This window comes from Streptomyces sp. NPDC091292 (assembly GCF_044757265.1).
GTDB lineage: Bacteria > Actinomycetota > Actinomycetes > Streptomycetales > Streptomycetaceae > Streptomyces.
The window spans coordinates 110,544-134,047 of record NZ_JBIVUQ010000003.1 but is presented as its reverse complement, the minus strand read 5'-3'; the positions used below and the strand labels follow the sequence as shown (position 1 = coordinate 134,047).

Genomic DNA, 23,504 nt, shown 5'->3' with positions numbered 1-23,504 from the left:
TATCTCTCTCTCGGATTTTCACGCCTTGCGCTGGGAAGACAGGCACGGGATCTTTTCTGTGCGATGCATCGGATTCAGGGGGCAAAATGAAGGTAAACCTTGCGAAAGGACTCACACGAAGACGCGGCGCGGCACCGGCATCAGCGGATGATTTACTCCGCGAGCTGATACCGCGACTGCGCCGGCACGCGGCAAGATCGACACCCATGTGGCTGGCCGAGGACGCGGTACAGGACACCTGCGAGCGGCTACTGCTGAACGCCGACACCCTCGTGCGGCATCCGAACCCCGCGGCGTACGCGCTGCGGACCGTGACGACCGTCCTCATCGACCACCACCGGCGTCGTGTACGCGAGGTGCCGGCCGGAGAGGTGCCCGAGCGGGCGGTGGGCAGCGCCAGCGGTGATGTCGAATCGGCCCTCGACATCAACTGGCTGCTGGAGCGGCTGCCGCCGGGCCAGGCGGCGGCGGTGCGCCTGGTCGACGTGGAGGACCACACCATCGACCAGGCCGCCGAGCTGCTGGGACTGCACCGCGGCACGGTCTCCCGGTCTCGGGCGCGGGGACTCACCACCCTGCGCCAAAAATTCTCAGCGAACCGGTCATACGAGGGATGGCCCTGAGCCGTTGTCAGGGTGATGCAGGGAACCCGGCAACGGCCGGGCCAACCGAGGAGGACGTGGATGAAGCCGATCACGACAAGGTTCGCCGTCGGAGTGTCTGTGGTGGGACTGGCCCTGTCCGGTACAGCGGTATCCGCGTCCGCGCTGACCGCCAAGCCGTCCGAAGCCCCGGTCATCGCCGCGGCGTGCAGTCGGCCGACCACCCACTTGGAGAAAGCGACCGAGAACGGCTCCTATTCGCTGGACCTGTGCACCACGGCGAACACCTGGAGATGGTCCGGCTGGATCCAGCACGACAATTCATCGGGCGGCTGCACGACCTTCAAGGTCCGTAAGCCCGACGGCTCTTACAACAGGACCTGGCAAGCGTGCGAAATGGAGTTCACCTCGGTCGATTCCGGACTACAGCAGGGAAGCTACTCCCCCGCTCAGCACACGATTTCCATAGGCTGACCAGAACTGTCCTGAGCACACATATTCCATCGGGTCACTTCGGCGCTTCAGCATGCCGAAACAGCCTCGGAAAACAAAGTGGGGCCCACCGGGAATTCCATCCCGATGGGCCCCACTCTTCTTCTCGCGCACCACTCGGGCTACTTGCCGTAGTACGCGTTATAGATCGAGATCGTCGACTTGTTGCCCTTCTTGTCGGCGATCTTGGCGTGGAAGGAGATGGCCTTCCCCTTCGCCGGGTTCTTCACGGAGACCTTGCCGTTCTTGACGTCCAGCTTCTTCCAGGTCTGTCCGTAGTCGTACGAGACGTACACCGACAGCGACTTGAGGTTGCTGCCCGCCGCCGCGCCCTGGACCGTGACCGGCACCGACTGGGTCTTGCCCGCCGTGGCCTTGGTGTCCAGGCCGACCGCCGCGTTGAAGCGGACCGTGGAGACCGGCAGCTTCGTCTCGCTCGCGGTCTTCTTGGAGCGGAACGTCCAGCTCGCATCGATGCGGGTGGAGGCCGCGGCCACCTTCACGCTGCGCTTGACGGACGTCGTCAGCTTGTACTCGGCGTCAGCCGACGGGAGCTTGAACTCCTTCTCGGCGAACAGCGGGTCGTCGTTCTCGCCGATCTTCGTGGAGCCCTTGTACAGCGTCGTCTTCACCGAGGTGAAGTCCGAGGAGCCCGCGTGCGTCTTACCGTCGGCGAAGAGCGGCACCAGCCCGTAGACGCTGTTGCCGTCACGGTAGACCCCGTAGTCCCCGCCGATGCGCGGCCCGAAGACGCCCGTGTTGAACGTCTTGGAGTAGGTCTGGCCAGCCTTGAAGGTCTGCGGGTCGCCGAGGGTGTAGAACGCTTCGGAGATCGGGAAGCCTTCGGCGTCCCGGCCGCGATACTGCTCGAAGTCGAGGGTCCACTGGATCTTGTTGGACGTCGAGAGATGCAGGGTGCGGGTGCCGGGCAGCTTCTGCGGGACCGCGATGCCATAGCCACCGCCGTCGGGAGTCCAGCCCCAGGCGCTGACGGCGCCTTCCTTGCCGGACGCCGCGGCGCCCATGGCCACCTTCACCGTGGACAGCTCACTAGCCTTGTAGTGCATGGTGAAACCGGTCGCGAGCCGCTTCGGCCTGCTCTGGTACAGGGTCGAGTACTCGGTGGACGCACCCTTGGTCCAATGCCCGTCCCACTGCTGCGAGAGCGACCCGTCGGTGATGTCCGGACCGACATGCGCGGTACGGAAGTTGGCATAGGAATCCAGCCAGATCCCGAATCCGAACCCGCCGTTGCCAACGCCGACCACGTACTCGGGAGCGGCGAACTCCATCCGGGCGCCACTGGTGGGCACCGTGATGTCGACCGGCTTGGCCTTGCGCGAGTCAAGGGTGATCGTGGTGGTCTTGGTGACGCTCAACTTCGGCTGGGCGATCCAGTCGAAGCCCTTGGTGATGTCCTCCGGGTCGCCGGCGATCCCACCGTTGAGGATGTAACTACCCTTGGGGACACGGACCTTGGAGGTGCCGGACGGGTCGTTGGGCGAGTAGGACGTGAAGAGACCAAGACCCGATGTGCCCACGAGTATGTTGTTCGTGTACGGGGCGGGCTTGCCGTCACGGCCGATGCTGTGGACGGTGACGTCGTACGACTCCACCTCACGCTCGACCGCCGCGGCCGTACGGACCGTCTGGCCGCCGCCCGTCGCGACGACCGTCGCCGAGTACGCGCCGTCGACGGTGCCGCCCAGCTTGGTGTTCGCGGTCAGCGGGACGGACGCCTTGCCGCCCGCCGGGACGGTCACCGTGGTCGCGCCGAGCGTGAAGAACCCGGCCGGAGCGGGCCGCCCCTTCGGGTCCTTGGACGTCGCCTTCAGGGTGAGGGTGACGTCCTTGTCGCCGAGGTTGCGGTAGCTGATCTCCTTGGTGACCGGGGCGTCGTCGGTGTGCGGCCACTGCGCGACACCGAAGCTCACCGACACCGGGTCGGCGATGACGGTCTGGTCGAGCGCCTTGTCGACCTGGATCCGCCCGCTGCCCTGCTCGAACGGCGTGTATCCGCCGTCCTTCGTGGACGCGGTCAGCGCACCCTTCAGCTCGGTGTACTTCCAGTCCGGGTGCTGCTGCTTGAGGATCGCCGCGGCGCCCGCGACATGCGGGGTCGCCATCGACGTACCGGAGATCGTGAGGTAGCCGGCCGGGTTCTGGCCGACCTCCTGCTCGATGAGGCTGCCCGGCGCGGCTGCGGCCGTGATGTCGACGCCGGGGGCGGTGACATCGGGCTTGATGGCGCCGTCGCCGACGCGCGGTCCGGTGCTGGAGAAGTCGGCCAGCTTGTCGGACTTGTCGACGGCGCCGACGGTGAGCGCGGCGTCCGCGCTGCCCGGCGAACCGATCGACTGGGGACCCTCGTTGCCCGCCGCGATGGCGAACAGGATGCCCTTCTCGGCCGACAGCTTGTTGACGACGGTCTCCAGCGGGTCGACCTCCGGGGAGTCCGGGCCGCCGAGGCTGAGGTTGACGACGTCGGCGTTCTGCTCGGCCGCCCACTCCATACCGGCGATGATGTTGGAGTCCTCGCCGTACCCGTCGTCGCTGAGGACCTTGCCGTTCAGCAGCTTCGCGCCCGGGGCGACGCCCTTGTACTTGCCGGCGGACTTGGCGCCCGTACCGGCGGCGATGGACGCGACGTGGGTGCCGTGGCCGTAGCGGTCCTTGGCGTCGGCCGACGTGGAGAAGTTCTTCTCGGCGACGACCTGGTCCTTGAGGTCCGGGTGGGTCGCGTCGACGCCCGTGTCCAGGACGGCGATCTTGACGCCCGTGCCGTCGAAGTTGCGCGCCCACGCCTTGGGCGCGCCGATCTGCGGGACGCTCTTGTCGAGGCTGGCCTTGCGGACACCGTCGAGCCAGACGCGGCTGATGCCGGACGCCGTGGTGACGGCGCCGTCGCCCTTGGCGCTGGTCAGCGCGGACCACAGCTCGGGCGCGTCCTGCTTCGGGGTGGTCACCGCGTCCGCGTTGAGGGACTTCAGGGTCCGGCGGAGCTGGGTGTCTCCGGCGGAGCGGACATCGGCCTTGGCGCCGGCCGCGGTGCCCCGGTAGCCGACGATGACGCGCAGACCCTGCTTCTGGGCCTTGCGGTTGGCGGCCTTGTTCAGCTCGGTGACGTCGAAGAGGCGCCGGTCGAGCTTCCCTTCGGCGATCAGCCGCTGCGCGTCGAACGGTATGACGAGCGTGTGCCCGTCGACCGTCCGGGTCTGCACGGGTATGTGCTCCCGGCCCTTGGCGCGCTCCAGGCCCGCGACGCGGCCCTTGGCGTCGAGGACGACACGGTCACCGGTGATGAGGGTGACACGGCTCTTGGGGCCCAGGTCCGCCTGGCCCGCCTTGGCGGCGGTCTGGGCCGCCGGTCCCGTCGTACGCTCGTCCGCCGCCGACGCCGGGTTGGTCATTCCCGCCGCCAGGGCCACGGCTGCCGCCGCGGCGATCGTGGACACGCACGCCCTTTTCACTTGTTTGCGCAAGTTCTCCCCCTGGAGATGAAAGAAGCCGGACGAACCGCAGGTTCATCCGACCGGGGGGTGGCCCGTACGTATGCACGCATCCCCCCGGGATACGCAGTATGCCCGGGGGGATGCGTGCTGCTCAATAGTGGGGCTCTTGTGAAGACTTGATGCGCCCTACAGCCATCTACGCCCGCTCGGTCATGCCCGCTCGGTCACTTTGATGCGGCCCTTGCGGATGGTCGCGAGGCGGGAGGCGCGGCGGGCGATGGCGCTGTCGTGGGTCACCATCACGAAGGTCAGACCGTGCTCCTTCCAGAGCCCTTCGAGCAGGTCCACGATCTCGTCGCGCATGGACTCGTCGAGGTTGCCGGTGGGTTCGTCGGCGAGGAGCACCTTGGGCGCCTTGACGAGGGCGCGGGCGATGGCGACACGCTGCTGCTGGCCGCCGGACATCTCCGACGGCAGATGCCGCAGCCGCTCCCCGAGCCCGACGGACTTCAGCGCTTCGGCGGCCTTCTCCCGCCGGTCGGCGGCCTTCAGCCCGAGCGGTACGAGGGCGGTCTCGACGTTCTCCTGCGCGCTGAGCGTGGGAATGAGGTTGAAGCTCTGGAACACGAACCCGATGGACTCGGCGCGGACCTTGGTGAGCCGCGCCTCGGGCAGCTTGCCGAGGTCGACCCCGTCCAGCTCGACGCTTCCGGAGGTGGGGCGGTCGAGTCCGCCGAGCATCTGGAGCAGCGTCGACTTGCCGCCGCCGGTGGGCCCTTGGATGACGAGCCGGTCCCCGTCCCCGATGGTGAGGTCGACGCCGTCCAGGGCGTCGACGGTCTCCTTGCCTCTGCGGTACTGCTTACTGACGTCCTTCAACTGGTACATGGTGCCAACTCCTGGTGGGCGGGGTGTGCCGGTGCCGCGGGGGATTTCAGAGGGGTGGGTGGGCGGGAGCGCCTTGGGCGGGAGCCCCGCTCGGGGCGGGAGCGCCTTGGGCGGGGCCGCCGCTCACTCCACCCGCCGCAGGGCGTCGGCGGGCCGCAGCCGCGAGGCCCGCCAGCCGCCGAACCCACCGGCGATGAGCCCGCCGGCCACCGCGAGCCCGACCGCGAGGGCGATGGTCGTCGCCCCGACGGGCGCGCTCAGCGCGATGTCGAGCGTCTGGTTCCCGGCGGACTGCATGGCACCGCCGCCACCTCCGCCGCCGCCGATCATCCGCGGCCCGCCGCCGGAGGCACCCCCGCCGGAGGCGAGTTCGGCGGTCAGGGTCGGGCTGATGGCCGTGACGATGTACGCGCCGGCCAGGCCGATGGCGATGCCGAGCGCGCCGCCGACCAGACCGTTGACGATGGCCTCGCCGACGACCTGACGGGTCACCCGGCCGCTCTTCCAGCCGAGGGCCTTGAGGGTGCCGAACTCCCGTACGCGACGCGACACGGCGGACGAGGTGAGCAGCCCGGCGACGAGGAAGGCGGCGACGAGGACCGCGATGGACAGCCACTTGCCGACGTTGGACGCGAGGTCCGACGCGGTGGACAGGGAGCCGGAGACGGTGCTCGCCAGATCGGCGGACGTGGTGACGGTCGTACCGGAGACGTTCTTCTGGATGGCGCTCTTGACGGCGTCGATCTGCTGCGAGTCCGTCGCCGACACATAGACCGTGGTGATCTTGGACTTGGAGTCGGAGAGGGTCTGGGCCTGCTGGAGCGGGATGTAGACGTTGGCGGCGGCCTGTCCGCTGTCGGCGGTGGCGATGCCGACGACGGTGAACTTGGTGCCCTTGACGGTCACCTTGTCGTCGAGCGCGAGGTCTTCCTTCTTCGCGTAGGCACTGTCGACCACGGCGACCTTGGCGTTGGTCTCGGAGGTCTTGAAGGTACGGCCCTCGGTGATCTTCGACGAGGTGAGCGGGCCGAGCGCGGGCCGTGAGACGTCGGTGCCGTAGAGGGTGAAGGAGTTGACGTCGAACGCGGCGCCGCCGCCGCGCACCCTGCCGCCACCACCACCGGATCCGCCCTGTCCGCCGCCCTGTCCGGGCTGGGCGGGCTGGGTCTGCTCGAACTCGCCGGGCTTGAAGTCGCCGCTGACCTTGAGGTCGACCAGGCTGAGCCCGCCGACGGCGTCCGCGACCCCCTTCTGTTCGGCGACGGTGGCGACGGTGGAGTCCTTGAGGGTCTCGAAGCCCTGGACCATCAGCCGGTCGCTGCTCTGTTCGCCGCCGTCGTCCTTGGCGTCGAACTCGAACCGGGGCCGCTGCGGCTGTTCACCCTCCTGGGGCGTGGCCGCGGCCTTGGTGACCGTCATGTCGGTGCCGAGGCCGTAGAGCGATTCGAGGACCTTGTCCTGGGCCTTGTTCATGCCGGACGACACGGAGTTGACGACGATGACCAGCGCGATGCCGAGCGCGAGCCCGGAGGCGACGACGAGCGCCGCCTTTCTGCGGCGGCGCAGTTCGCGCCTCAGGTAGGTGAAGAACATGCCGCGAAGCTAGGGACGCCGTGTGATGAAGGGATAAGCCCTCGGTGAGAGCGGGATGAGAAGTACGGGTGCCCCCGGCCGTCGCGCGGCCGGGGGCATCTCGGATCAGTGAGGGTGGTGCGGTTCGGGCCAGTTTGGTGCGGTTCGGGTCGGGTCGGTGACGGTCGGTCAGGCCGCCGAACCCGCCTTCCACTGCGCCCAGTCCAGGTTCCAGCCGTTGAGGCCGTTGTCCGGCTGGATCGTCTTGTCGCCGGTGTTCTGCACGACGACGACGTCCCCGACGATCGAGTTGTCGTAGAACCAGGCGCCCGGGGTGCTGGAGTCGTTCGCGCCCTTGGCGTCCTGGAGGCCGACACAGCCGTGGCTGGTGTTGACGCTGCCGAAGATGGACTTGGCGCCCCAGTAGTTGCCGTGGATGAAGGTGCCGGAGTTCGACAGACGCATCGCGTGGGGGACGTCCTTGATGTCGTACTCGCCCTTGCCGTCGCTGTCGGTGAAGCCGACCGTCGCGCCGTTCATCCGGGTCTCCTTGAACTTCTCGGAGATCACCATCTGGCCCTGGTACGTCTTGTTCTCCGGGGAGCCCGCCGAGATCGGGATGGTCTTGACGACCTTGCCGTCCTGGGTGACCTTCATCGTCTTCGTCTTGGCGTCGACGATCGAGACCTGGTTGCGGCCGATCTTGAAGGTGACGGTCTTCTGCTGCACGCCGTAGATCCCGTTGGCGCCCTCGACGCCGTCGAGGTCCAGCTTCAGCGTGATCGTGGAGTTCTCGGTCCAGTAGCTCTGCGGGCGGAAGTCCAGGCGGTTGGCGTTGAACCAGTGGCCGACGACTTCCTGGCCGCTGCTGGAGGAGACGGTGATACCGCCCTGCACGGCCGCCTTGTCGGTGATCGCCTTGTCGAAGTTGATCGACACGGGCATGCCGACGCCGACGGTCGAGCCCTGCTCAGGGGTGAAGTTGCCGATGAAGCTGTTGGCCTGCGAGACGGTCGTGAACGACGCGTTCTCATGGGCGGCGCGGCCGTCCGCGTCCTTCGCGGTCGCGGTGATCTTGTACACGGTGGCGCGGTTGAGCTGGGCGCTCGGCTGCCAACTGGTCTTGTCGGCCGATATCGCCCCGGCGACCGCGGTGCCGTCGGACGTCTTCATCACCACGGAGGTGAGCGTGCCCTTGCTCACCGTGACCTTCGCGTCGTTGTTGATACTCGCGTTGGTCGAGCCGTCCTTCGGGGTGATCTTGATCAGGGCCACGGACGTCTTCTTGGCAGCCGCCTCGTCGACCTGGGCCTGCGACGTCTTGCTGCTCTCGGCGGACGGGCTGTTCCCGCTGCTGCTGCCGCCGCTGCACGCGGAGAGCACCAGCACCCCGCCGAGCAGTGCGGACGCGGTCATCAGACCCTTGCGTCGCCTACTGTCCGTCATCACTCGCTTCTCCATCGTCACCGATCCGAACCCCGAGCATTCCCGTTGGGACTACAACGCACGGGGGGCTTCGTCCCGTTCCCCCGGGGACGAATATGTGGGACACACCACGTTCCGCGGCGCGGAGGGGCGTCCGTACCCCCGGGGACACCGGTGTCCCCGGAAACGACGGAACCCCGGGCGGCGGTTGCCGTCCGGGGCCCGGGTGGTCGCTGAATACCGGTGGATGCCGGTCTCCCGGCTACCGGTCGGCGACCCGCTCGAACCCGCCGTCCCCGTCATAGTCCCCGTCATCATCCTCGTCCAGGTCCCCATCCGGCGAATCGGGGTCGTAGTCGATTTCCTCACTGCTCCAGGACGCCTGCGCGAGGGCGACGCCGGGGACGTCGCCGACCAGGTCGAAGGGGTCCACGAGATAGGCGAGGGACTCGGCCGGCTCGCCCGTGACCACGCCTTCCGCGTGGATGCGCTCGTCGGGGCGCAGCGTGGCGTCCTCGGCGATGCGCTTGAGCGCGCCACCGGTCAGGGCGTCGGAATCCAGGACGTCCAGCACCAGATCGACGCGGAGGCGTACATAGCGTGATGCTTCAGGTGTGCTCATGGCACGGAGCGTACGACCCGGTCGCCCTGTGACTTTCCCGCGACCCGCGGCTTTCACTAGCATCGCCCCACACGGCCAATTCGCCAGCGCCACAAGGGGATCGATATTCCGTGTCCGCCGCACGCCGCTCGTTGCTGACCGCCACCGCCGCCGGAACCCTGCTCGGCGCCCTGTGGTTCGTCCCGTCCGCGAACGCGACCGGGGACGCGACCCTCACGGCCGCCTCGGACACGGCGGCTTCTGATACGGCGGCTTCCGACACGGCTGCCTCGGACACGGCTGTCCCGGACACGGCCGCTTCGGACACCGGGAGCGACGACGGCGCCCGGCTCGCGGACACCGGCAGTTTCGACACGACACCGTATGTGGTCGGCGGGACGACGTTCCTGTGCCTGGGCGCGGGGTTCGTCGTGTACTCGGTCCGCAGGGCGCGCACGGTCGCGTTCTGATCCGCTGACCCGCTGATTCCGGGCGCGCCCCGCTCGTCAGGCGAGGGGCCCGGTGACCCGCTCCGCCGCCTCCACGACCCGGCCTTCCCGTACGAAGGTGTCGGCGGCGGCGAGGTCGGGGGCGAGGAAGCGGTCCGGACCCGGGCCCTCGACGCCGGCCGCGCGCACGGCGTCGATCACCGCGCGGGACGCGGGTGCCGGGGTGAGACCGTCGCGCAGTTCGATCGCGCGGGTGGCCGCGTACAGCTCGACGGCGATGATCCGGGTGAGGTGGGCGACGGAGGTCCGGAGTTTGCGGGCGGCGGACCAGCCCATCGAGACGTGGTCCTCCTGCATCGCCGAGGAGGGGATCGAGTCGACGGACGCGGGCACGGCGAGCCGCTTCATCTCGCTCACCAGGGCGGCCTGGGTGTACTGGGCGATCATCAGGCCCGAGTCGACGCCCGCGTCGTCGGCGAGGAAGGGCGGCAGGCCGTGCGAGCGGTTCTTGTCGAGGAGCCGGTCGGTACGGCGCTCCGCGATGGAACCGAGGTCGGCGGCGGCGATGGCGAGGAAGTCGAGGACGTACGCGACCGGGGCGCCGTGGAAGTTGCCGTTGGACTCGACGCGGCCGTCGGCGAGTACCACCGGGTTGTCGACGGCGGAGGCGAGTTCGCGCTCGGCGACCAGGCGGGCGTGGGCGAGGGTGTCGCGTCCTGCGCCGGCGACCTGGGGGGCGCAGCGCACGGAGTAGGCGTCCTGGACGCGCGGCGCGTCGTCCTGGTGGTGCCCGGTGAGACCCGACCCCTTCAGTACGGCCAGCATGTTGGCGGCCGATGCGCCCTGGCCGGGGTGCGGGCGGATGGCGTGCAGTTCGGGGGCGAGGACCTTCTGGGTGCCGAGCAGGGCCTCCAGGCTGAGGGCGGCGGTGACGTCGGCGGAGGTGTACAGGGTCTCCAGGTCGGCGATGGCCATGATCAGCATGCCGAGCATGCCGTCGGTGCCGTTGAGGAGGGCGAGGCCTTCCTTCTCGCGCAGCTCGACGGGGGCGATGCCGTGTGCGGCGAGCAGTTCCCCGGCGGGGCGTACGGTCCCGTCGGGCCCTTCGGCGTCCCCCTCGCCCATGAGGGTCAGCGCGCAGTGGCTGAGCGGGGCCAGGTCGCCGGAGCAGCCGAGTGAGCCGTACTCGTGGACGACCGGGGTGATACCGGCGTTCAGGACGTCGGCCATGGTCTGCGCGACCTCGGGGCGGACGCCGGTGCGGCCGGAGCACACGGTCTTCAGGCGCAGGAACATCAGCGCGCGGACGACCTCGCGCTCGACGTGCGGGCCGAGTCCGGCGGCGTGCGAGCGGACGATGTTGCGCTGGAGCTGCGCGCGCAGCTCCTGGCTGATGTGCCGGGTGGCGAGGGCGCCGAACCCGGTGGAGACGCCGTACACGGGCTCGGGCTTGGCCGCGAGGGCGTCCACGATCTCGCGGGCGGCGGCGAGCGCGGTGACCGCCTCGTCGGAGAGTTCGATACGGGCGTTGCCCCGGGCCACGGCGATCACGTCACCCACGGTGGTCCCGTGGGTCCCCACCACCACAGTGTGCATATCCATATTCAGGAGCGTACGCACTGAATCTCACCGTGTCACGACCCGGACCGTCGCGCGGTGGCCTCTCAGGGGCGCGGCGGTGCGGGCTCGGCCGGGGCGTCCTCCGGCTCGGTCAGCACCTGGCGCGCCGTCTCCGCCATGCGCCGGGGGTCGGGCGCCGCGGCTCTGACCACCCCGTAGGCGGCGCGCACGTAGTACGGCTCGGGGCGAGTGAGAACCCGTACTTCGGTCTCGCCGATCAGCACGACCTCGTCCAGGCCGATGGTCTCGGGCTTCGCCCAGAAATCCGCGCCGCGGGCCGCCCAGTCCGCCGGCGTGAGCCCGGACTTCTTCGCGAAGACGACGACGACCGTGTTGGCCTGCTGGGCCTTCGGTGCCGTGAACGTGAACGCGTCGTCCAGCTTGGTGCTGTTCACCTCCTTGATGTCGCAGAGCTTCTTCCTCCCCCACAACAGGTCGGGGAATTTCGCGCCCTCCACATGCTGGTGGCCCGGGTAGTACTCCGGCAGCTCCGTCGGCAGCGCGACGACGGGGCTGTCGGTGACCGCCGCGAGCCGTCGGCCCGCCAACTCCTCCACGGCGCTCGGCGTGGCCCCCGGCAGCTTGCCGTAGCCGGTGGTCAGGCCCGCCGCCTCGGCGTGGCGCAGCCACTGCGCCGCCCGGGACAGATAGTCGATACGGGTGAGCAGGTAGGTCAGCCGGGTCAGTTGGGCGGGCGGAGTGACCCGCGCCGTCCCTGTGCCGCGCAGGAGCTGGAGCAACTCCTGGAACTCCGTCTCCGACAGAATCCGCAGCCCGATCGCCAGCCGCAGCGCCAGCACCGTGCGCGCGGGCCCGCGCATCGCCGCGAACACACCGCGCTGGGCGAGGACCACGAGCACGGCTCGCCGGGTGATGACCGCGGCGCGCGCGGCTCCGCGTACGGAGGCCCCCACGATCAGCGGCAGGAAGATCATCACCACCGACAGGGTGACCTCAAGGCCGGTCAGCCGGCGCCAGTTCGTGACCGAATGGCCGGAGGCGGCCTCGAAGGCCAGGACGAGTGGGCCGAGCACGGGGATGGCGAGCAGGACGCCGTGCGCCTCGGCGTCGCCCGCCAGGTCGATGGCGGAGCCCTCCAGCGGCCGTTCCCCGACGATGATCTCGAACGGCAGTTGGGCCGCCGCCAGCCACGTCAGCCACACCGGCGGCCAGCCGCCGTACAGGGACCGGACCGGATCGGTGCCGGGCGGTCCGCTCTGGAGGACCAGCCGCATCTGGATCTCGGCGTTGCGGGCCGCCGAGGCCGCCGCGTCGATCAGGCCGAGCATCCGGACCCGTTCGAAGAACGGCCAGCGGACCGTCTCGGCCCGGGACCGCCAGTCCCGTACGGCGGCGTACACGGCCTTGGTGAAGGCGTGCGCCGCCGCCATGTCGGCGCGCGGCACGGTCGGCTGTTCCTTGTCGGTCACCTTGCGTGTGCCGCGCGCGAGGGTGAGCGCGTGCTCGAACGTCGCGACGACGGCGGCGACCCGCCCGGCCGTGACCAGTTCCTCGTCCGCCTCGGTCATCGGGATCAGGCCGTGGATCCGAGGTCGGAGCCGATCTCGATGTCCGTACCCGACGACGGTGTGTACTCGTTCCACTCGGCGATCAGCGCGCCCTTGGTGCCGGGCTGCAGTACGGCGAACGGGGTCACCGAGCCGTCGTGGGCCCGGTCGAGGCGCGCGACCACGAGGTGTGTCGTGTCGGGGATCGCGGTGATGATCTGGGTCTCCTGGACGACCCGGCCGTCGGCGGTGTCGATCTTGTCGGCGGAGTCGATGACCACCTGGGCGCCGACCAGGAAGTCCTTGGACGATTCGACCTTGATGCTCACCGGGTTCGCGCTCTTGGCCGGCGCGTCCCGCGAAGTCGTGTAGACGGCCTCTTCCAGGCGGACCGCGCTGCGGGCCGGGTTGGCGGGCGGAATTCCCGGATAATTGCGGTCGTCGTACGCGGCGATCTCCTTCGCGATGGTGAGATACCGGGAATCCGGCTCCACGGGCGGGGACTTGAAGCCGCCCTCGGCGAAGTTCACCCAGTCCTCCTCCCAGCCCTTGCGGACCGTCAGGACGACCCGCGCGCTGCCGGAACGCAGGAATACCTGCCGGTTGGCGTCGGGATGCCTGAGCCGCCGGATGAAGTTCCAGCTCTGCGGAACGTCCCAGAAGTACGAGTACAGGAACGTCACGACGTTCTCCCACTCGATGGCCTGGTTGACGAAACGGATGACGTCCTCGTGTTCGCGTACGGTCGCCCACGCCGAGGCGTCCAGGCCGAGCGTGTTGTCGTCGAAGCCGATGCCGTGCTCCAGGTCGACCTTCGCCGCCACGAACGCGTCGATGACCTGCTGCGGCATGAACGCGAAGTCCGGCCCGAGCAGGAAACGCAGCACCCCCTTCATGATTTCGTCGCTCTCCTCGCGGCGGAGCGTGAGGGTGTCGACCTGCTCGATCTGGTCCCGCAGCGCCGCGGCCCTGGTGGCGATGTCCTGCTGGCGCTCGTAGTACTGGCTCTGTGCCGCGTCCCGCAGCAGATTCCAGACGTCCGACCGCCACTTGTCCCGGATGCGGCTGCTCCCCGCCGGCTTGGTCGGGTCCGGATCGAGCTGGGTGGGAATCTCCTCGATCTCGGTGGCGACCTTGATCGTGGTGTTCCGGTTGTTCACCATCTCGAACGAGATATAGACCTTGCCGGTCGCGTACAGCAGGAAATTGCCGTACGCCCCCGAGGTGAGTTCCATCGGGCCGTACTCGCCCTGGTCCTGTTCCTTGATGTAGAGCGGTGTGCCCAGCACCTTGAAGCTGAATTTGTTCTCGCTGCCCGTCTTGCTCGTGGTGGCGAACCAGAGGTTCAGCTTCTTGATGCGGTATCCGTCAGGGACCTCCAGCGGGTCCGGGGTGAAGATGTGCCACCCCTCCTCCTGGGAAGGAGCGCCCAGACTGAACTGCGGAGCCGACGGCGGCAGCGGAGGATCGGGGACGACGGCCCCGTACCGCTCGGCCAACACCCTGAAGTGCGGCTGTGTCTCGCCCGGCAGGATCGCGTCGGTGATCTCGGCGTGCGGAAGACCGAAGTGGAACGGGCCCAACTGGTTCTGCAGATCGTCGAGTTCCTTGTGCATCCTGCGCAGCCCGGCACCCGGCTCCGGGATCACCAGGTCGTACGTCATCCGCAGGCCGTGCCGGTACAGCCGCACCCGCCATTTACGCATCAGGCTGAAGTAGTCGACCCGCATCGGCTGGGTCGCACTCGGATTGGTCAGCTTCCTGGTCGAGGTCTCCTCGGTCCCGGTGACCGTCGTCGTGGAGATGGTGACCTTGTGTTCCTGCTTCGCGCGCGAGGACGCCTTCCTGGTCAGCGCGGTGGCGTGCTTGGTGCTGTCGGATGCCGACTGCGACCGGGAGTCCTGCGAGGTGAATCCCGACTGGGCCGAACCGTTGATCACCGGAATTCCGCCGGTGACCGTCGCGGTGACATTGAACTGGTTGGAGTGCTGGGCCTGTGACGTCGTCGACTGGGCCAGCTCCGTGTTGTCGGTCACCCCGGTCTCGCTGACCGTCTCCAGCGAGTCGGTCACGATCGACGTGAACTCCTTGCTCCGCACCGACCATTCCTTGTGGCTGACCGCCGTCTCCTCCAGCGGTGCGAGGGGAATGGTGGCGATCAGCTCACCGCGCTCCAGCCCGGCCGGCACCATCTCCAGCCGTTCGAGGTTCAGCATGCCCAGCGGTGTCGCCTGGGCGTTGGCCGTCAGCGCGCGGACCGCCACCACGGCGTTCCGCACGTGCTGCTGCGCAAGCCCGTCCCCGCCCCCGTCCCCGTCCCCACCCCCGTCCCCGCCGGCGGCAAGCCGCTCGACACGCCGCTGCCGCAGCTCGATCAGCGCGTCCCCGAACGCCCGCAGCGCCGGAACCGGAACGTCGACGAACTCACCCGGCGAAGGAAGCAGCGAGGGGGGTACGGCCCGCTCGAACTCCGCGAGGAGATCGACCAGTTCATCCGAGACCTCACCCGTCACACCCTCGCCCACGCCCTCGGGACGGAGTTGGTCCCGTACGGCTGCCGCCTCGCCGGGCCGTAGCCTGAGCTGGCGGACGTACGCGGACTTGATCATCGCCTGACCGGTCGACGGGCTGGGAAGCCGGAGCTGCACCAGGGTCGCCTTGGAGATCTCCCGGGCGGAACCGCTCAGTACGCGCGGCGCGGTCGGCGGAATCCCGGGTACCACCGCGCTCGGCATGTCAGGGTCGGTCATTTCTGCCCCCTTGTGGTCCTGCGCGCGGTCCTGGTCGCGGCCCGCGCCCACGAGGATGAGCCGTCCGGGTCGAAGTCTGTGGACCGTCACGAAAAGACGTCGCTCAAACCACTCATCTCGGTGACCAGTGACCGGTGACCAGTGAGCCTCAGAACTCCCGGTGGCGGCGGAAGCGGCGGCGTTCGCCCGCCGGAGGGGTCGGCTCGCCCGCCGGAGGGCCCGCCTCGTCGGCCAGGCGTACCACCGGATCGTCCGGGCCTTCGCGCCCCGCCACCACCGGTCCCGCCGCGCGCGCCGCCTTGGCCCGGTACTGGGCGGCGTCCGCCAGCCGGAACAGCCGCCGCGCGGACCGCACAGGGCCGATCGGATCCCCCGTGGACGCGACCCCGCAGGCGACCCCTTCGCCGAGCTTCACACCGGCCGCGCGGCGGCACAGTTCCTCGGCGACCCGTACCACCTCGTCCGCCGAAGGCCCCACCGCGAGCAGGCAGAACTCGTCCCCGCCGAGCCGCGCGGCCAGCGTGCCCGGCAGCATCGCGCCGCACAGGGACAGGACGGACCCGAACCGTTCCAGGAGCCGGTCCCCGACCGCGTGCCCCTGGGTGTCGTTGACGCGCTTGAGGCCGTTCAGGTCGCAGACGACGAGGCTCACCACGGTGCCCTCCGTGCGGTGCAGGTCGACCGCCTCGTCCAGATGGGCATCGACCGCGCGCCGGTTGGCGAGCCCCGTCAGCGCGTCCGTGAAGGCGAGCCGCCGCGCCTCCTCAAGCCGCTCGGTCTGGGCGAGCCCGGCCCCGATGACGGAGGCGAGGACGGTGGCGAAGTCCGCGTCGGCCGGCCCGAACACCGGCTCCCCGGCCCGCCGGGCCACGTACAGCTCGCCCCACGCCCTCCCGTGCAGCACGAGCGGTGCGACGACACAGCAGCCCCGGCCCCGGCGGCGCAGCGCGGCCACCCGCTGGTGGCAGTACCCCGCAGCGCCCTCCGCCGCACCCTCCGCGGGCCCCTCGGCGGTCTCGACCCAGGCGTTGGGCTCGCCCCCGGCCGCCCACCGCTCGTGCAGGAACTCGGTGATCTCGGGGAACTGGTGCACCGGATACGCCTCGTGCTCCGGGAACTCCTCCTCGCCGGGCGCCAGCTCCCCGGCGTTCACGAGGACCCGTAAACGGCCCAGCTCGCGCTCCCAGACGGACAGGGCCGCGAAACTGCCCGCCAGGGCGTGGCACGCGCCGTCGGCCGCCGCCCGCCAGGACTCCCGTGGGGTGCGTGCCGCCGCCATGCCCTGCGCCAGCTCCACCACGGCTTGCAGCCGCACATCGTCAGCCATCCCAACAGGCTAGGTACGTTTACTACCATTTGGGACGTTCTTGAGGCGAACAGGGGGTGATCTGTCACGCTACGTAATCAGATCGGCCCCGTCGGTCGCCGGGGGCATATGCACCCGTCATTCACCCGGCCACTGCGGCTTCCGCTTCTCGTTGAAGGCCGCGACGCCCTCCGCACGGTCCCCCGAGAAGGCCACCGAGCGCCACGCGGCGTCCTCGACCTCAAGCCCTGACCGCAGATCGAGCCCCTGCCCCAGCCGCAGGGCCCGCTTGGCGGCCCGCAGCCCCACGGGGGAGTTCGCGGCGATACGGGCGGCCAGCGCCAGCGCCTCGTCACGGTCACGGCCCTCGGCCACGAGCTGGTCGACGAGCCCCAGCTCCCGCGCCTCGGCGGCCTCCACCCGGCGGGCCGAGAAGATCAGCTCGGCGGCGCGCGCGGAACCGACCCGGCGCGGCAGGAGCTGCGTACCGCCGCCGCCGGGGATCACGCCCACGGAGACCTCGGGCAGGCCCAGGACGGCGGTGGAGTCGGCCACGATCACATCGCAGGACAGCGCGATCTCGAAGCCGCCGCCGAGCGCGAAGCCGTGGACGGCGGCGATGGCCGGCATCGGCAGGTCGAGTACGGCGGTGTACGCGGCGCGGGTCGTCGGGCGCTGGCGGAGGAGGTCGGCGTCCGAGAAGGAGTTCCGCTCCTTGAGGTCCGCGCCGACGCAGAAGGCGCGGTCGTGGGTGGAGGTGAGCACCACCACCCGCGCGTCACGGTCGGCGGCCAGAGCGGCGCAGGCCGCGGTGAGGGAGCGGGCCATGTCCGTGGACACGGCGTTCATGGCCTTCGGCCGGTCGAGGGCGAGTTCGGCGACGTGTCCGTGCCGCCGGACCACCACGAAATCCCCGTACCGCTGCGCTTCTTCCATACCGGCGATCATGTCAGCGCCCGCTCGTCGAAGAAAGGGCACGGCACCCGGTCAAGGAGACAGCGACCTCAGGTGCGGCGGGTCAGCAGCCACGGCTCCACGACCCCCAGCCCCCGCACCGGCCGCTGCCACATCGGCTGGAGCGCGAAGCGGTACGCGGGGGGCTCGGTGCCCTCCTTCTCGGCCGCCGTCACGGCCTCCGCGGCCTCGGACTCGGACGCCGGCGCGTCTCCCGTCCGGGTCAGCTCCTCCGCGAACGCCCCGTCCACGAGGACCGCGTCCCGGGGCGCTATCGACGTGAGCCGGCTCGCGAGGTTCACGGTCGTACCGAACACGTCGCCCATCCGGGTCGTCACGGTGCCGAAGGCGATACCGACCCGCAGCTCCGGCATCGTCTCGTCGTGGGCCATCGTCTCGATGAGCCGCAGCGCGATCTCGGCGGCGATGCCCGCGTTCTCCGCCGCGTACAGCACCTCGTCGCCGAGGGTCTTGATCAGCCGGCCGCCGTGCGCGGCGACGAGGTCGGCCGCCGTCGTCTCGAACGCCTCGACCAGCTCGCCGAGTTCCTCCTCCTCCATCCGGCGGGTGAGCCGGGTGAAGCCGACGAGGTCCGCGAAGCCGACGGCGAGCCGCCGGTCGACCATCTCCTCGTCGTCGGCGGCCTGCACGACCCGCCCGGTGGCCGCCGCGAGCTGCCGCCGCCACACATAGACGAGGAACTCCTCCAGCTCGGGCAGCAACAGCTCTATCAGCGGATACGTGACCTCGGTCCGGGTCATGCCCGGCTCGGGAGGCTCGGTCAGGCCCTCCAGGAAGGAGTCGATCTGCCACTCGGCCAGGCGCGCGGTGGTCTGCCCGGTGGAGCGGGCGACCTGTACGGCCATGGCCTCGCTGAGCAGTCCCGCCTCGACAAGCCCTGCGAGCCGCCGCAGTGCGAGGACGTCGGCCTCGGTGAGCGCCCTGGCCTGCCCGATGTCAGCGAAGCCCATGGCCCGCCAGAAGCGGGACGCCAGCTCCATGGAGACCCCGGCGCTGCGGGCCGCCTGGAAGGGGGTGTAGCGGCGCTCGGCGCCCAGGATGAGCCCTTCGAGGCGCAGCGCGAGCGGGTCGTCGCCGGCGTCGGGGTCCTCGGGCCGGTCGACCCGGTCCTCGGCCCGCCGTGCGGCGTCCGCCGCGGCATCCGTGGCGGCGTCCGGTCCCGCGCGGCCGGGACCGGCGTCAGGTGGGGTGCCCGTGCCGGCATCCGCGCCCGGACCCGTGTCGTCACCGGTCACGCCTGCTGCCCTTCCGATCTGTCACGGTCAGGGATCGACCGGCCTCAACTGTACTGAGATACGTCTCACAGGGGAGCGGCGGGCACATCGGCCGACCTGCTGTGCGGCCGTCGGCCGGGGCCCCCGAAGAGACACAGCCCCGGAGAGACACAGTACGACAGGTGTGCCGTGGCTCACTCCGAAGTGGGGTCGCCCGGGGGTGGGCCGGTCGGGCGCAGATGAACGATGTCACCGGCGCCGACGGGCTGCTGCACGCCGTCCCCGGTGGCCAGGACGAGCCGTCCGTCGCCGTCCAGGGCCACGGCCTCGCCGATCAGCACGCGGTCCCCCGGCAGCTCGGCGCGGACGGTGCGGCCCAGCGTCGTACATCCGGCGGCGTACGCCTCCTGGAGGCGGGAGGCGACCGGGTCGCCGCCGTGCGTACGCCACTCGCCGTACCAGTGCTCAAGCGAGCGCAGTACGGCGCGTAGGAGCGGGTCGCGGTCCGTGCTGGTGGCGCCCGCGAGGGCGAGCGAGCCGGCGCCGGGGACGGGCAGCTCGTCGGTGTGCAGCGACACATTCAGACCGATGCCGACGACGACGGCGTCCTCGCCCGCGCGCTCCGCGAGGATGCCGCCGGTCTTGCGCTCCTCGCCCGCGACGGTCACCAGGAGGTCGTTCGGCCACTTGAGTGCCGTGTCGACGCCCGCCGCGCGGGACAGGGCGGTCGCGGTGGCGACGCCCGCGAGCAGCGGCAGCCAGCCCCAGCGGGCCACCGGCACCGCACCCCCGGAGGCACCGGCCGCCCCGGGCTTGAGCAGGACCGAGAAGAACAGGCCGGAGCGGGCGGGCGCGGTCCAGCGCCGGTCGAGCCGTCCGCGCCCCGCGCTCTGCGCCTCGGCGACGAGGACGGCGCCCTCGGGCAGCGCGTCCGCGCGCGCGGCGAGATCGGAGTTCGTGGAGCCGGTCGACCCGACGATCTCCAGCGAGGTCCACAGGGAGCCGGGCCGCACCAGCGCATGGCTCAGGGACCCGGCGTTGAGGGGCGGCCGGTCCAGATCGGACCAGCGGTTGTCTCCGGCACCTGAAGCGGAACCTGAAGCATTCGGAGGCGTCATGCAACCCACCCTAGGTGTGGTAAACGCCGCACTGCCGAACGGTATCCGCGCCGATACGCTACGACGCAGTAGCCGACCGTCACAGCCGCACGCCGAAGCCGCCCGTCACAGCCTGCCGCAGGGAGCCGCACTCCGATGTCCAAGCCGGAAGAGCCCCGTACCACCGCCGCGGAGACCGGAACCACCGAGCACCCGGGGGGTCCCGCGTACGACATCCACACCACGGCCGGGAAGATCGCCGATCTGCTGCACCGGGTCGGCGAGGCGACGCACGCGGGGTCGGCGCGCGCCGTCGAGAAGCAGCACGCCAAGGGCAAGCTGACGGCGCGTGAGCGGATCGAACTGCTCCTGGACGAGGACTCGTTCGTGGAGTTCGACGAGTTCGCGCAGCACCGCTCGACGGCGTTCGGCCTGGAGCACAACCGCCCCTACGGCGACGGTGTCGTGACGGGCTACGGCACGGTCGACGGCCGTCCGGTCGCCGTGTTCTCGCAGGACTTCACCGTCTTCGGCGGCGCGCTCGGCGAGGTCTTCGGGCAGAAGATCATCAAGGTGATGGACTTCGCGCTGAAGACGGGCTGTCCGGTCATCGGCATCAACGACTCCGGTGGCGCCCGTATCCAGGAGGGTGTCAGCGCCCTCGGCATGTACGGCGAGATCTTCCGCCGCAACACCCACGCGTCCGGGGTCATCCCGCAGATCTCCCTGGTCGTCGGGCCGTGCGCGGGCGGCGCCGTGTACTCGCCCGCGATCACCGACTTCACGGTGATGGTCGACCAGACCTCGCACATGTTCATCACCGGGCCCGACGTGATCAAGACGGTCACCGGTGAGGACGTCGGCATGGAGGAGCTGGGCGGCGCCCGCACCCACAACGCGGTCTCGGGCGTGGCCCATCACATGGCGGGCGACGAGAAGGACGCCATCGAGTACGTCAAGTCCCTGCTGTCGTACCTCCCGTCGAACAACCTGAGCGAGCCGCCCGCCTTCCCCGAGGAGGCGGACCTGGCCCTCACCGACGAGGACCGCGAGCTGGACACGCTGGTCCCGGACAGCGCCAACCAGCCCTACGAGGTCCGCACGGTCGTCGAGCACGTCCTGGACGACGCCGAGTTCTTCGAGACGCAGCCGCTGTTCGCGCCGAACATCGTCACCGGGTTCGGCCGGGTCGAGGGCCACCCGGTCGGCATCGTCGCCAACCAGCCGATGCAGTTCGCGGGCTGCCTGGACATCGACGCCTCCGAGAAGGCCGCCCGCTTCGTGCGGACGTGCGACGCGTTCAACGTGCCGGTGCTGACCTTCGTGGACGTGCCGGGCTTCCTGCCGGGCGTCGACCAGGAGCACACCGGCATCATCCGCAGGGGCGCCAAGCTGATCTACGCGTACGCCGAGGCGACCGTCCCGCTGATCACGGTCATCACGCGCAAGGCGTTCGGCGGCGCGTACGACGTCATGGGCTCCAAGCACCTCGGCGCCGACCTCAACCTGGCCTGGCCGACCGCGCAGATCGCCGTCATGGGCGCCCAGGGCGCGGTCAACATCCTGCACCGCCGCACGATCGCCGCGGCCCCCGAGGGCGAGCAGGAGACGGTACGCCAGCGCCTCATCCAGCAGTACGAGGACACCCTCCTCAACCCGTACACGGCGGCCGAGCGCGGCTACATCGACGCGGTGATCCTGCCGTCCGACACCCGCCGCCACGTGGTCCGCGGCCTGCGCCAGCTCCGTACGAAGCGGGCGAGCCTGCCGCCGAAGAAGCACGGCAACATCCCGCTGTAGCACCGGCCTGTGCGTCCCCCATGAGGAGCGGTTCGATGATCAAGGTGGTACGGGGCAATCCGACCCCGGAGGAGCTGGCGGCGGCCCTGGCGGTGGTCCAGGCCCGCGCGGCGGCGGCGAACAGGACGGACGGCGAGGCGCCCCCGGCCCCGGCGGCCTGGTCGGACCCGGCCCGGGTCGCCCAGCACCGCACCCCGGCGCCGGGCCCGAAGTCATGGGCGCGCACCTACTGGCCCGCGTGACCCCCCGGGAGGGGCGCAAGTTGAGTACCGGTACTCAGGCGCCCCCCACCCGCCCCGCCGCACCATGGAGACATGTTGTGGTCAGACCCGGAGAACAAGCCGCCCAAGGAACTCCGCGACACCCAGACGATGTTGCGCAGAGCGGGCGTCCTCCTGGCCCTGGCGATGATCGTCGCGATGCTGGCGATCGGCTTCCGACTACCCTGACCCCATGACCGCTCAGACCCGCCGCCACCTGATCCTCGCGTCCCAGTCGCCCGCGCGCCTGGGGCTGCTCCGCCAGGCGGGCCTGGCGCCCGAGGTGATCGTCAGCGGGGTCGACGAGGACGCCGTCACGGCCCCGACCCCCGCCGAACTGGCCCTGGCCCTCGCTCAGGCGAAGGCGGGCACCGTGGCGGCCCGCCCGGAGGTGCTGCGCGCCCAGGCGCTCGTCGTCGGCTGCGACTCGGTCCTCGACCTCGACGGCCAGGCGCTCGGCAAGCCCGCCGACGCGGAGGAGGCCACCGCGCGCTGGAAGGCGATGCGGGGCCGCGCGGGCACCCTCCAGACGGGCCACTGCGTGTACGACACGGTGACGGGCCGGCACGCGTCGGCGACCGCTTCGACGGTGGTCCGCTTCGGTGAGCCGTCCGACGCCGAGATCGCCGCTTACGTCGCGTCGGGCGAGCCGCTGCATGTCGCGGGCGCGTTCACGCTCGACGGCCTCTCGGCACCGTTCATCGACGGCATCGACGGCGACCACGGCAATGTCATCGGCATCTCGCTGCCGCTGCTGCGCCGCCTGCTGGCGGAGCTGGGGGTCGGCATCACGGAGCTGTGGGCCCCGGCCGAACGCTGACCGACCCGGTCGCGCGGGCCGGATCAGACGGGCTGCGGAGCACCGCCGGACGGTGTCTCCTTGCCCGCGCCACCACCGGTGACAGCCGCACCCGGGGGCTCATACGCCATGAGCGTCAGCACGATCAGCCCGAGCACGACCATCATGAACGCGAACGCCGACCAGCCCACGATCCCCACGCAGAACGCGCCGAGCACCCCGTGCACCACGGCCGCCGTGATCAGCAGGATGCGCCCCAGGCCCGACGGGCCCCGGTCGCGCACCGACGTGAAGACCAGGACGAGCCCGCACAGCGCGAGGTAGAGGCCGAAGAGGACCCCGGCGATCCACGTCGACACGGTCATCGCGCGCGGGTCGAGCCCGGCGAGCGACATGTCCTGACGGTCGACGACCATCCCGAGGAACCAGTTCAGGAGCGCGATGCCGACCGCCTCCAGGAACAGGACGACGGCGGCGACCAGCGCCACCCAACGCCCCAACGGCACGGGTCTGCTGCGTCCCACGGCGCCCCACCCACTTCCGGCTGCTGTTACTCCGAGTACGTCCACGACAGCGCGAACGCTACTAACCGGTAAACCCGGGGACAAGGGTTCGGGCACCCGCAAAGAATCGTTGGGCCATTCGTAGGGACTCCACAAAGAAACCCGATCAGGGGCGGCACCCTCTCATAGAG

General features: G+C 70.2%; 20 protein-coding genes. 7 read left to right on the top strand and 13 right to left on the bottom strand.

Annotated elements, in window-relative coordinates; translation table 11 throughout:
- Nucleotides 1-86 precede the first annotated feature (86 nt).
- Nucleotides 87-623, top strand: a complete 537-nt coding sequence (locus ACIQNU_RS11950; RefSeq protein WP_401364625.1) for an RNA polymerase sigma factor — start codon at nucleotides 87-89, stop codon at nucleotides 621-623.
- A 60-nt stretch (nucleotides 624-683) separates the two neighbouring features.
- On the top strand, nucleotides 684-1,076 hold the full coding sequence (locus ACIQNU_RS11945; RefSeq protein ID WP_401364622.1) for a hypothetical protein: 393 nt from the start codon (nucleotides 684-686) through the stop codon (nucleotides 1,074-1,076).
- A 140-nt stretch (nucleotides 1,077-1,216) separates the two neighbouring features.
- Here ACIQNU_RS11945 and ACIQNU_RS11940 read toward each other — a convergent pair whose 3' ends face one another.
- From ACIQNU_RS11940 to ACIQNU_RS11920, 5 genes are all read right to left on the bottom strand, one after another.
- Nucleotides 1,217-4,504 carry a S8 family peptidase gene (locus tag ACIQNU_RS11940; RefSeq protein WP_401365605.1) on the bottom strand — a complete coding sequence of 1,096 codons (3,288 nt, stop codon included), beginning with the start codon at nucleotides 4,502-4,504 and terminating at the stop codon, nucleotides 1,217-1,219.
- A 252-nt stretch (nucleotides 4,505-4,756) separates the two neighbouring features.
- Entirely contained in the window at nucleotides 4,757-5,434 is a 678-nt protein-coding gene (locus tag ACIQNU_RS11935) for an ABC transporter ATP-binding protein (RefSeq protein WP_401364619.1), read from the bottom strand.
- A gap of 123 nt (nucleotides 5,435-5,557) precedes the next feature.
- The gene (locus ACIQNU_RS11930) at nucleotides 5,558-7,027 is read right to left on the bottom strand and encodes an ABC transporter permease (protein ID WP_401364617.1); all 1,470 of its coding nucleotides are present in this window, start codon (nucleotides 7,025-7,027) and stop codon (nucleotides 5,558-5,560) included.
- 168 nt (nucleotides 7,028-7,195) lie between these two features.
- Nucleotides 7,196-8,452: an Ig-like domain-containing protein gene (locus ACIQNU_RS11925; protein WP_401364614.1), complete on the bottom strand. Its 1,257-nt coding sequence runs from the start codon at nucleotides 8,450-8,452 to the stop codon at nucleotides 7,196-7,198.
- A gap of 241 nt (nucleotides 8,453-8,693) precedes the next feature.
- Complete coding sequence (locus tag ACIQNU_RS11920; RefSeq protein WP_401364611.1) at nucleotides 8,694-9,053, bottom strand: hypothetical protein; 360 nt, start codon at nucleotides 9,051-9,053, stop codon at nucleotides 8,694-8,696.
- Nucleotides 9,054-9,163: 110 nt separating this feature from the next.
- On the opposite strand from ACIQNU_RS11920, the gene ACIQNU_RS11915 reads away from it, so the two are divergent.
- Entirely contained in the window at nucleotides 9,164-9,502 is a 339-nt protein-coding gene (locus tag ACIQNU_RS11915) for a hypothetical protein (RefSeq protein WP_401364609.1), read from the top strand.
- Between the two features lie 36 nt (nucleotides 9,503-9,538).
- Here ACIQNU_RS11915 and hutH read toward each other — a convergent pair whose 3' ends face one another.
- From hutH to ACIQNU_RS11880, 7 genes are all read right to left on the bottom strand, one after another.
- Nucleotides 9,539-11,077 (bottom strand): histidine ammonia-lyase, encoded by a 1,539-nt coding sequence (gene hutH / locus ACIQNU_RS11910; protein ID WP_401365603.1) that lies wholly within the window; start codon nucleotides 11,075-11,077, stop codon nucleotides 9,539-9,541.
- A 68-nt stretch (nucleotides 11,078-11,145) separates the two neighbouring features.
- Nucleotides 11,146-12,630, bottom strand: coding sequence for a hypothetical protein (locus tag ACIQNU_RS11905; protein WP_401364607.1), 1,485 nt, complete (start codon nucleotides 12,628-12,630; stop codon nucleotides 11,146-11,148).
- A gap of 5 nt (nucleotides 12,631-12,635) precedes the next feature.
- Entirely contained in the window at nucleotides 12,636-15,359 is a 2,724-nt protein-coding gene (locus tag ACIQNU_RS11900) for a hypothetical protein (protein WP_401364604.1), read from the bottom strand.
- 148 nt (nucleotides 15,360-15,507) lie between these two features.
- On the bottom strand, nucleotides 15,508-16,686 hold the full coding sequence (locus tag ACIQNU_RS11895; RefSeq protein WP_401364601.1) for a diguanylate cyclase domain-containing protein: 1,179 nt from the start codon (nucleotides 16,684-16,686) through the stop codon (nucleotides 15,508-15,510).
- A gap of 117 nt (nucleotides 16,687-16,803) precedes the next feature.
- On the bottom strand, nucleotides 16,804-17,601 hold the full coding sequence (locus tag ACIQNU_RS11890) for an enoyl-CoA hydratase/isomerase family protein (protein WP_401364598.1): 798 nt from the start codon (nucleotides 17,599-17,601) through the stop codon (nucleotides 16,804-16,806).
- Between the two features lie 68 nt (nucleotides 17,602-17,669).
- Entirely contained in the window at nucleotides 17,670-18,875 is a 1,206-nt protein-coding gene (locus ACIQNU_RS11885; RefSeq protein WP_401364595.1) for an adenylate/guanylate cyclase domain-containing protein, read from the bottom strand.
- A 173-nt stretch (nucleotides 18,876-19,048) separates the two neighbouring features.
- Nucleotides 19,049-19,972, bottom strand: coding sequence for a biotin--[acetyl-CoA-carboxylase] ligase (locus tag ACIQNU_RS11880; RefSeq protein ID WP_401364592.1), 924 nt, complete (start codon nucleotides 19,970-19,972; stop codon nucleotides 19,049-19,051).
- Nucleotides 19,973-20,107: 135 nt separating this feature from the next.
- Here ACIQNU_RS11880 and ACIQNU_RS11875 point away from each other — a divergent pair, with 135 nt between their 5' ends.
- From ACIQNU_RS11875 to ACIQNU_RS11860, 4 genes are all read left to right on the top strand, one after another.
- Nucleotides 20,108-21,751 carry an acyl-CoA carboxylase subunit beta gene (locus ACIQNU_RS11875; protein ID WP_401364589.1) on the top strand — a complete coding sequence of 548 codons (1,644 nt, stop codon included), beginning with the start codon at nucleotides 20,108-20,110 and terminating at the stop codon, nucleotides 21,749-21,751.
- 35 nt (nucleotides 21,752-21,786) lie between these two features.
- Nucleotides 21,787-21,993, top strand: coding sequence for an acyl-CoA carboxylase epsilon subunit (locus ACIQNU_RS11870; protein WP_401364586.1), 207 nt, complete (start codon nucleotides 21,787-21,789; stop codon nucleotides 21,991-21,993).
- A 72-nt stretch (nucleotides 21,994-22,065) separates the two neighbouring features.
- Nucleotides 22,066-22,200, top strand: a complete 135-nt coding sequence (gene mmpB / locus ACIQNU_RS11865; RefSeq protein ID WP_389880562.1) for a morphogenic membrane protein MmpB — start codon at nucleotides 22,066-22,068, stop codon at nucleotides 22,198-22,200.
- A gap of 4 nt (nucleotides 22,201-22,204) precedes the next feature.
- On the top strand, nucleotides 22,205-22,831 hold the full coding sequence (locus tag ACIQNU_RS11860) for a Maf family protein (protein ID WP_401364583.1): 627 nt from the start codon (nucleotides 22,205-22,207) through the stop codon (nucleotides 22,829-22,831).
- Nucleotides 22,832-22,854: 23 nt separating this feature from the next.
- On the opposite strand, the gene ACIQNU_RS11855 is transcribed toward ACIQNU_RS11860, so the two are convergent.
- On the bottom strand, nucleotides 22,855-23,334 hold the full coding sequence (locus tag ACIQNU_RS11855; RefSeq protein WP_401364580.1) for a hypothetical protein: 480 nt from the start codon (nucleotides 23,332-23,334) through the stop codon (nucleotides 22,855-22,857).
- Between the last annotated feature and the right edge of the window lie 170 nt (nucleotides 23,335-23,504).

Excerpts from the sequence above, each read along its gene's own strand:
- ACIQNU_RS11945 (WP_401364622.1), top strand. The coding sequence starts at position 684 with ATGAAGCCGATCACGACAAGGTTCGCCGTCGGAGTGTCTGTGGTGGGA.
- ACIQNU_RS11870 (WP_401364586.1), top strand. The coding sequence starts at position 21,787 with ATGATCAAGGTGGTACGGGGCAATCCGACCCCGGAGGAGCTGGCGGCG.
- mmpB (WP_389880562.1), top strand. The coding sequence starts at position 22,066 with ATGTTGTGGTCAGACCCGGAGAACAAGCCGCCCAAGGAACTCCGCGAC.
- ACIQNU_RS11900 (WP_401364604.1), bottom strand. The coding sequence starts at position 15,359 with ATGACCGACCCTGACATGCCGAGCGCGGTGGTACCCGGGATTCCGCCG.
- hutH (WP_401365603.1), bottom strand. The coding sequence starts at position 11,077 with ATGCACACTGTGGTGGTGGGGACCCACGGGACCACCGTGGGTGACGTG.
- ACIQNU_RS11875 (WP_401364589.1), top strand. The coding sequence starts at position 20,108 with ATGTCCAAGCCGGAAGAGCCCCGTACCACCGCCGCGGAGACCGGAACC.
- ACIQNU_RS11925 (WP_401364614.1), bottom strand. The coding sequence starts at position 8,452 with ATGACGGACAGTAGGCGACGCAAGGGTCTGATGACCGCGTCCGCACTG.
- ACIQNU_RS11935 (WP_401364619.1), bottom strand. The coding sequence starts at position 5,434 with ATGTACCAGTTGAAGGACGTCAGTAAGCAGTACCGCAGAGGCAAGGAG.
- ACIQNU_RS11920 (WP_401364611.1), bottom strand. The coding sequence starts at position 9,053 with ATGAGCACACCTGAAGCATCACGCTATGTACGCCTCCGCGTCGATCTG.
- ACIQNU_RS11895 (WP_401364601.1), bottom strand. The coding sequence starts at position 16,686 with ATGGCTGACGATGTGCGGCTGCAAGCCGTGGTGGAGCTGGCGCAGGGC.
- ACIQNU_RS11880 (WP_401364592.1), bottom strand. The coding sequence starts at position 19,972 with ATGACGCCTCCGAATGCTTCAGGTTCCGCTTCAGGTGCCGGAGACAAC.
- ACIQNU_RS11905 (WP_401364607.1), bottom strand. The coding sequence starts at position 12,630 with ATGACCGAGGCGGACGAGGAACTGGTCACGGCCGGGCGGGTCGCCGCC.
- ACIQNU_RS11940 (WP_401365605.1), bottom strand. The coding sequence starts at position 4,504 with ATGACCAACCCGGCGTCGGCGGCGGACGAGCGTACGACGGGACCGGCG.
- ACIQNU_RS11950 (WP_401364625.1), top strand. The coding sequence starts at position 87 with ATGAAGGTAAACCTTGCGAAAGGACTCACACGAAGACGCGGCGCGGCA.
- ACIQNU_RS11930 (WP_401364617.1), bottom strand. The coding sequence starts at position 7,027 with ATGTTCTTCACCTACCTGAGGCGCGAACTGCGCCGCCGCAGAAAGGCG.
- ACIQNU_RS11890 (WP_401364598.1), bottom strand. The coding sequence starts at position 17,601 with ATGGAAGAAGCGCAGCGGTACGGGGATTTCGTGGTGGTCCGGCGGCAC.
- ACIQNU_RS11860 (WP_401364583.1), top strand. The coding sequence starts at position 22,205 with ATGACCGCTCAGACCCGCCGCCACCTGATCCTCGCGTCCCAGTCGCCC.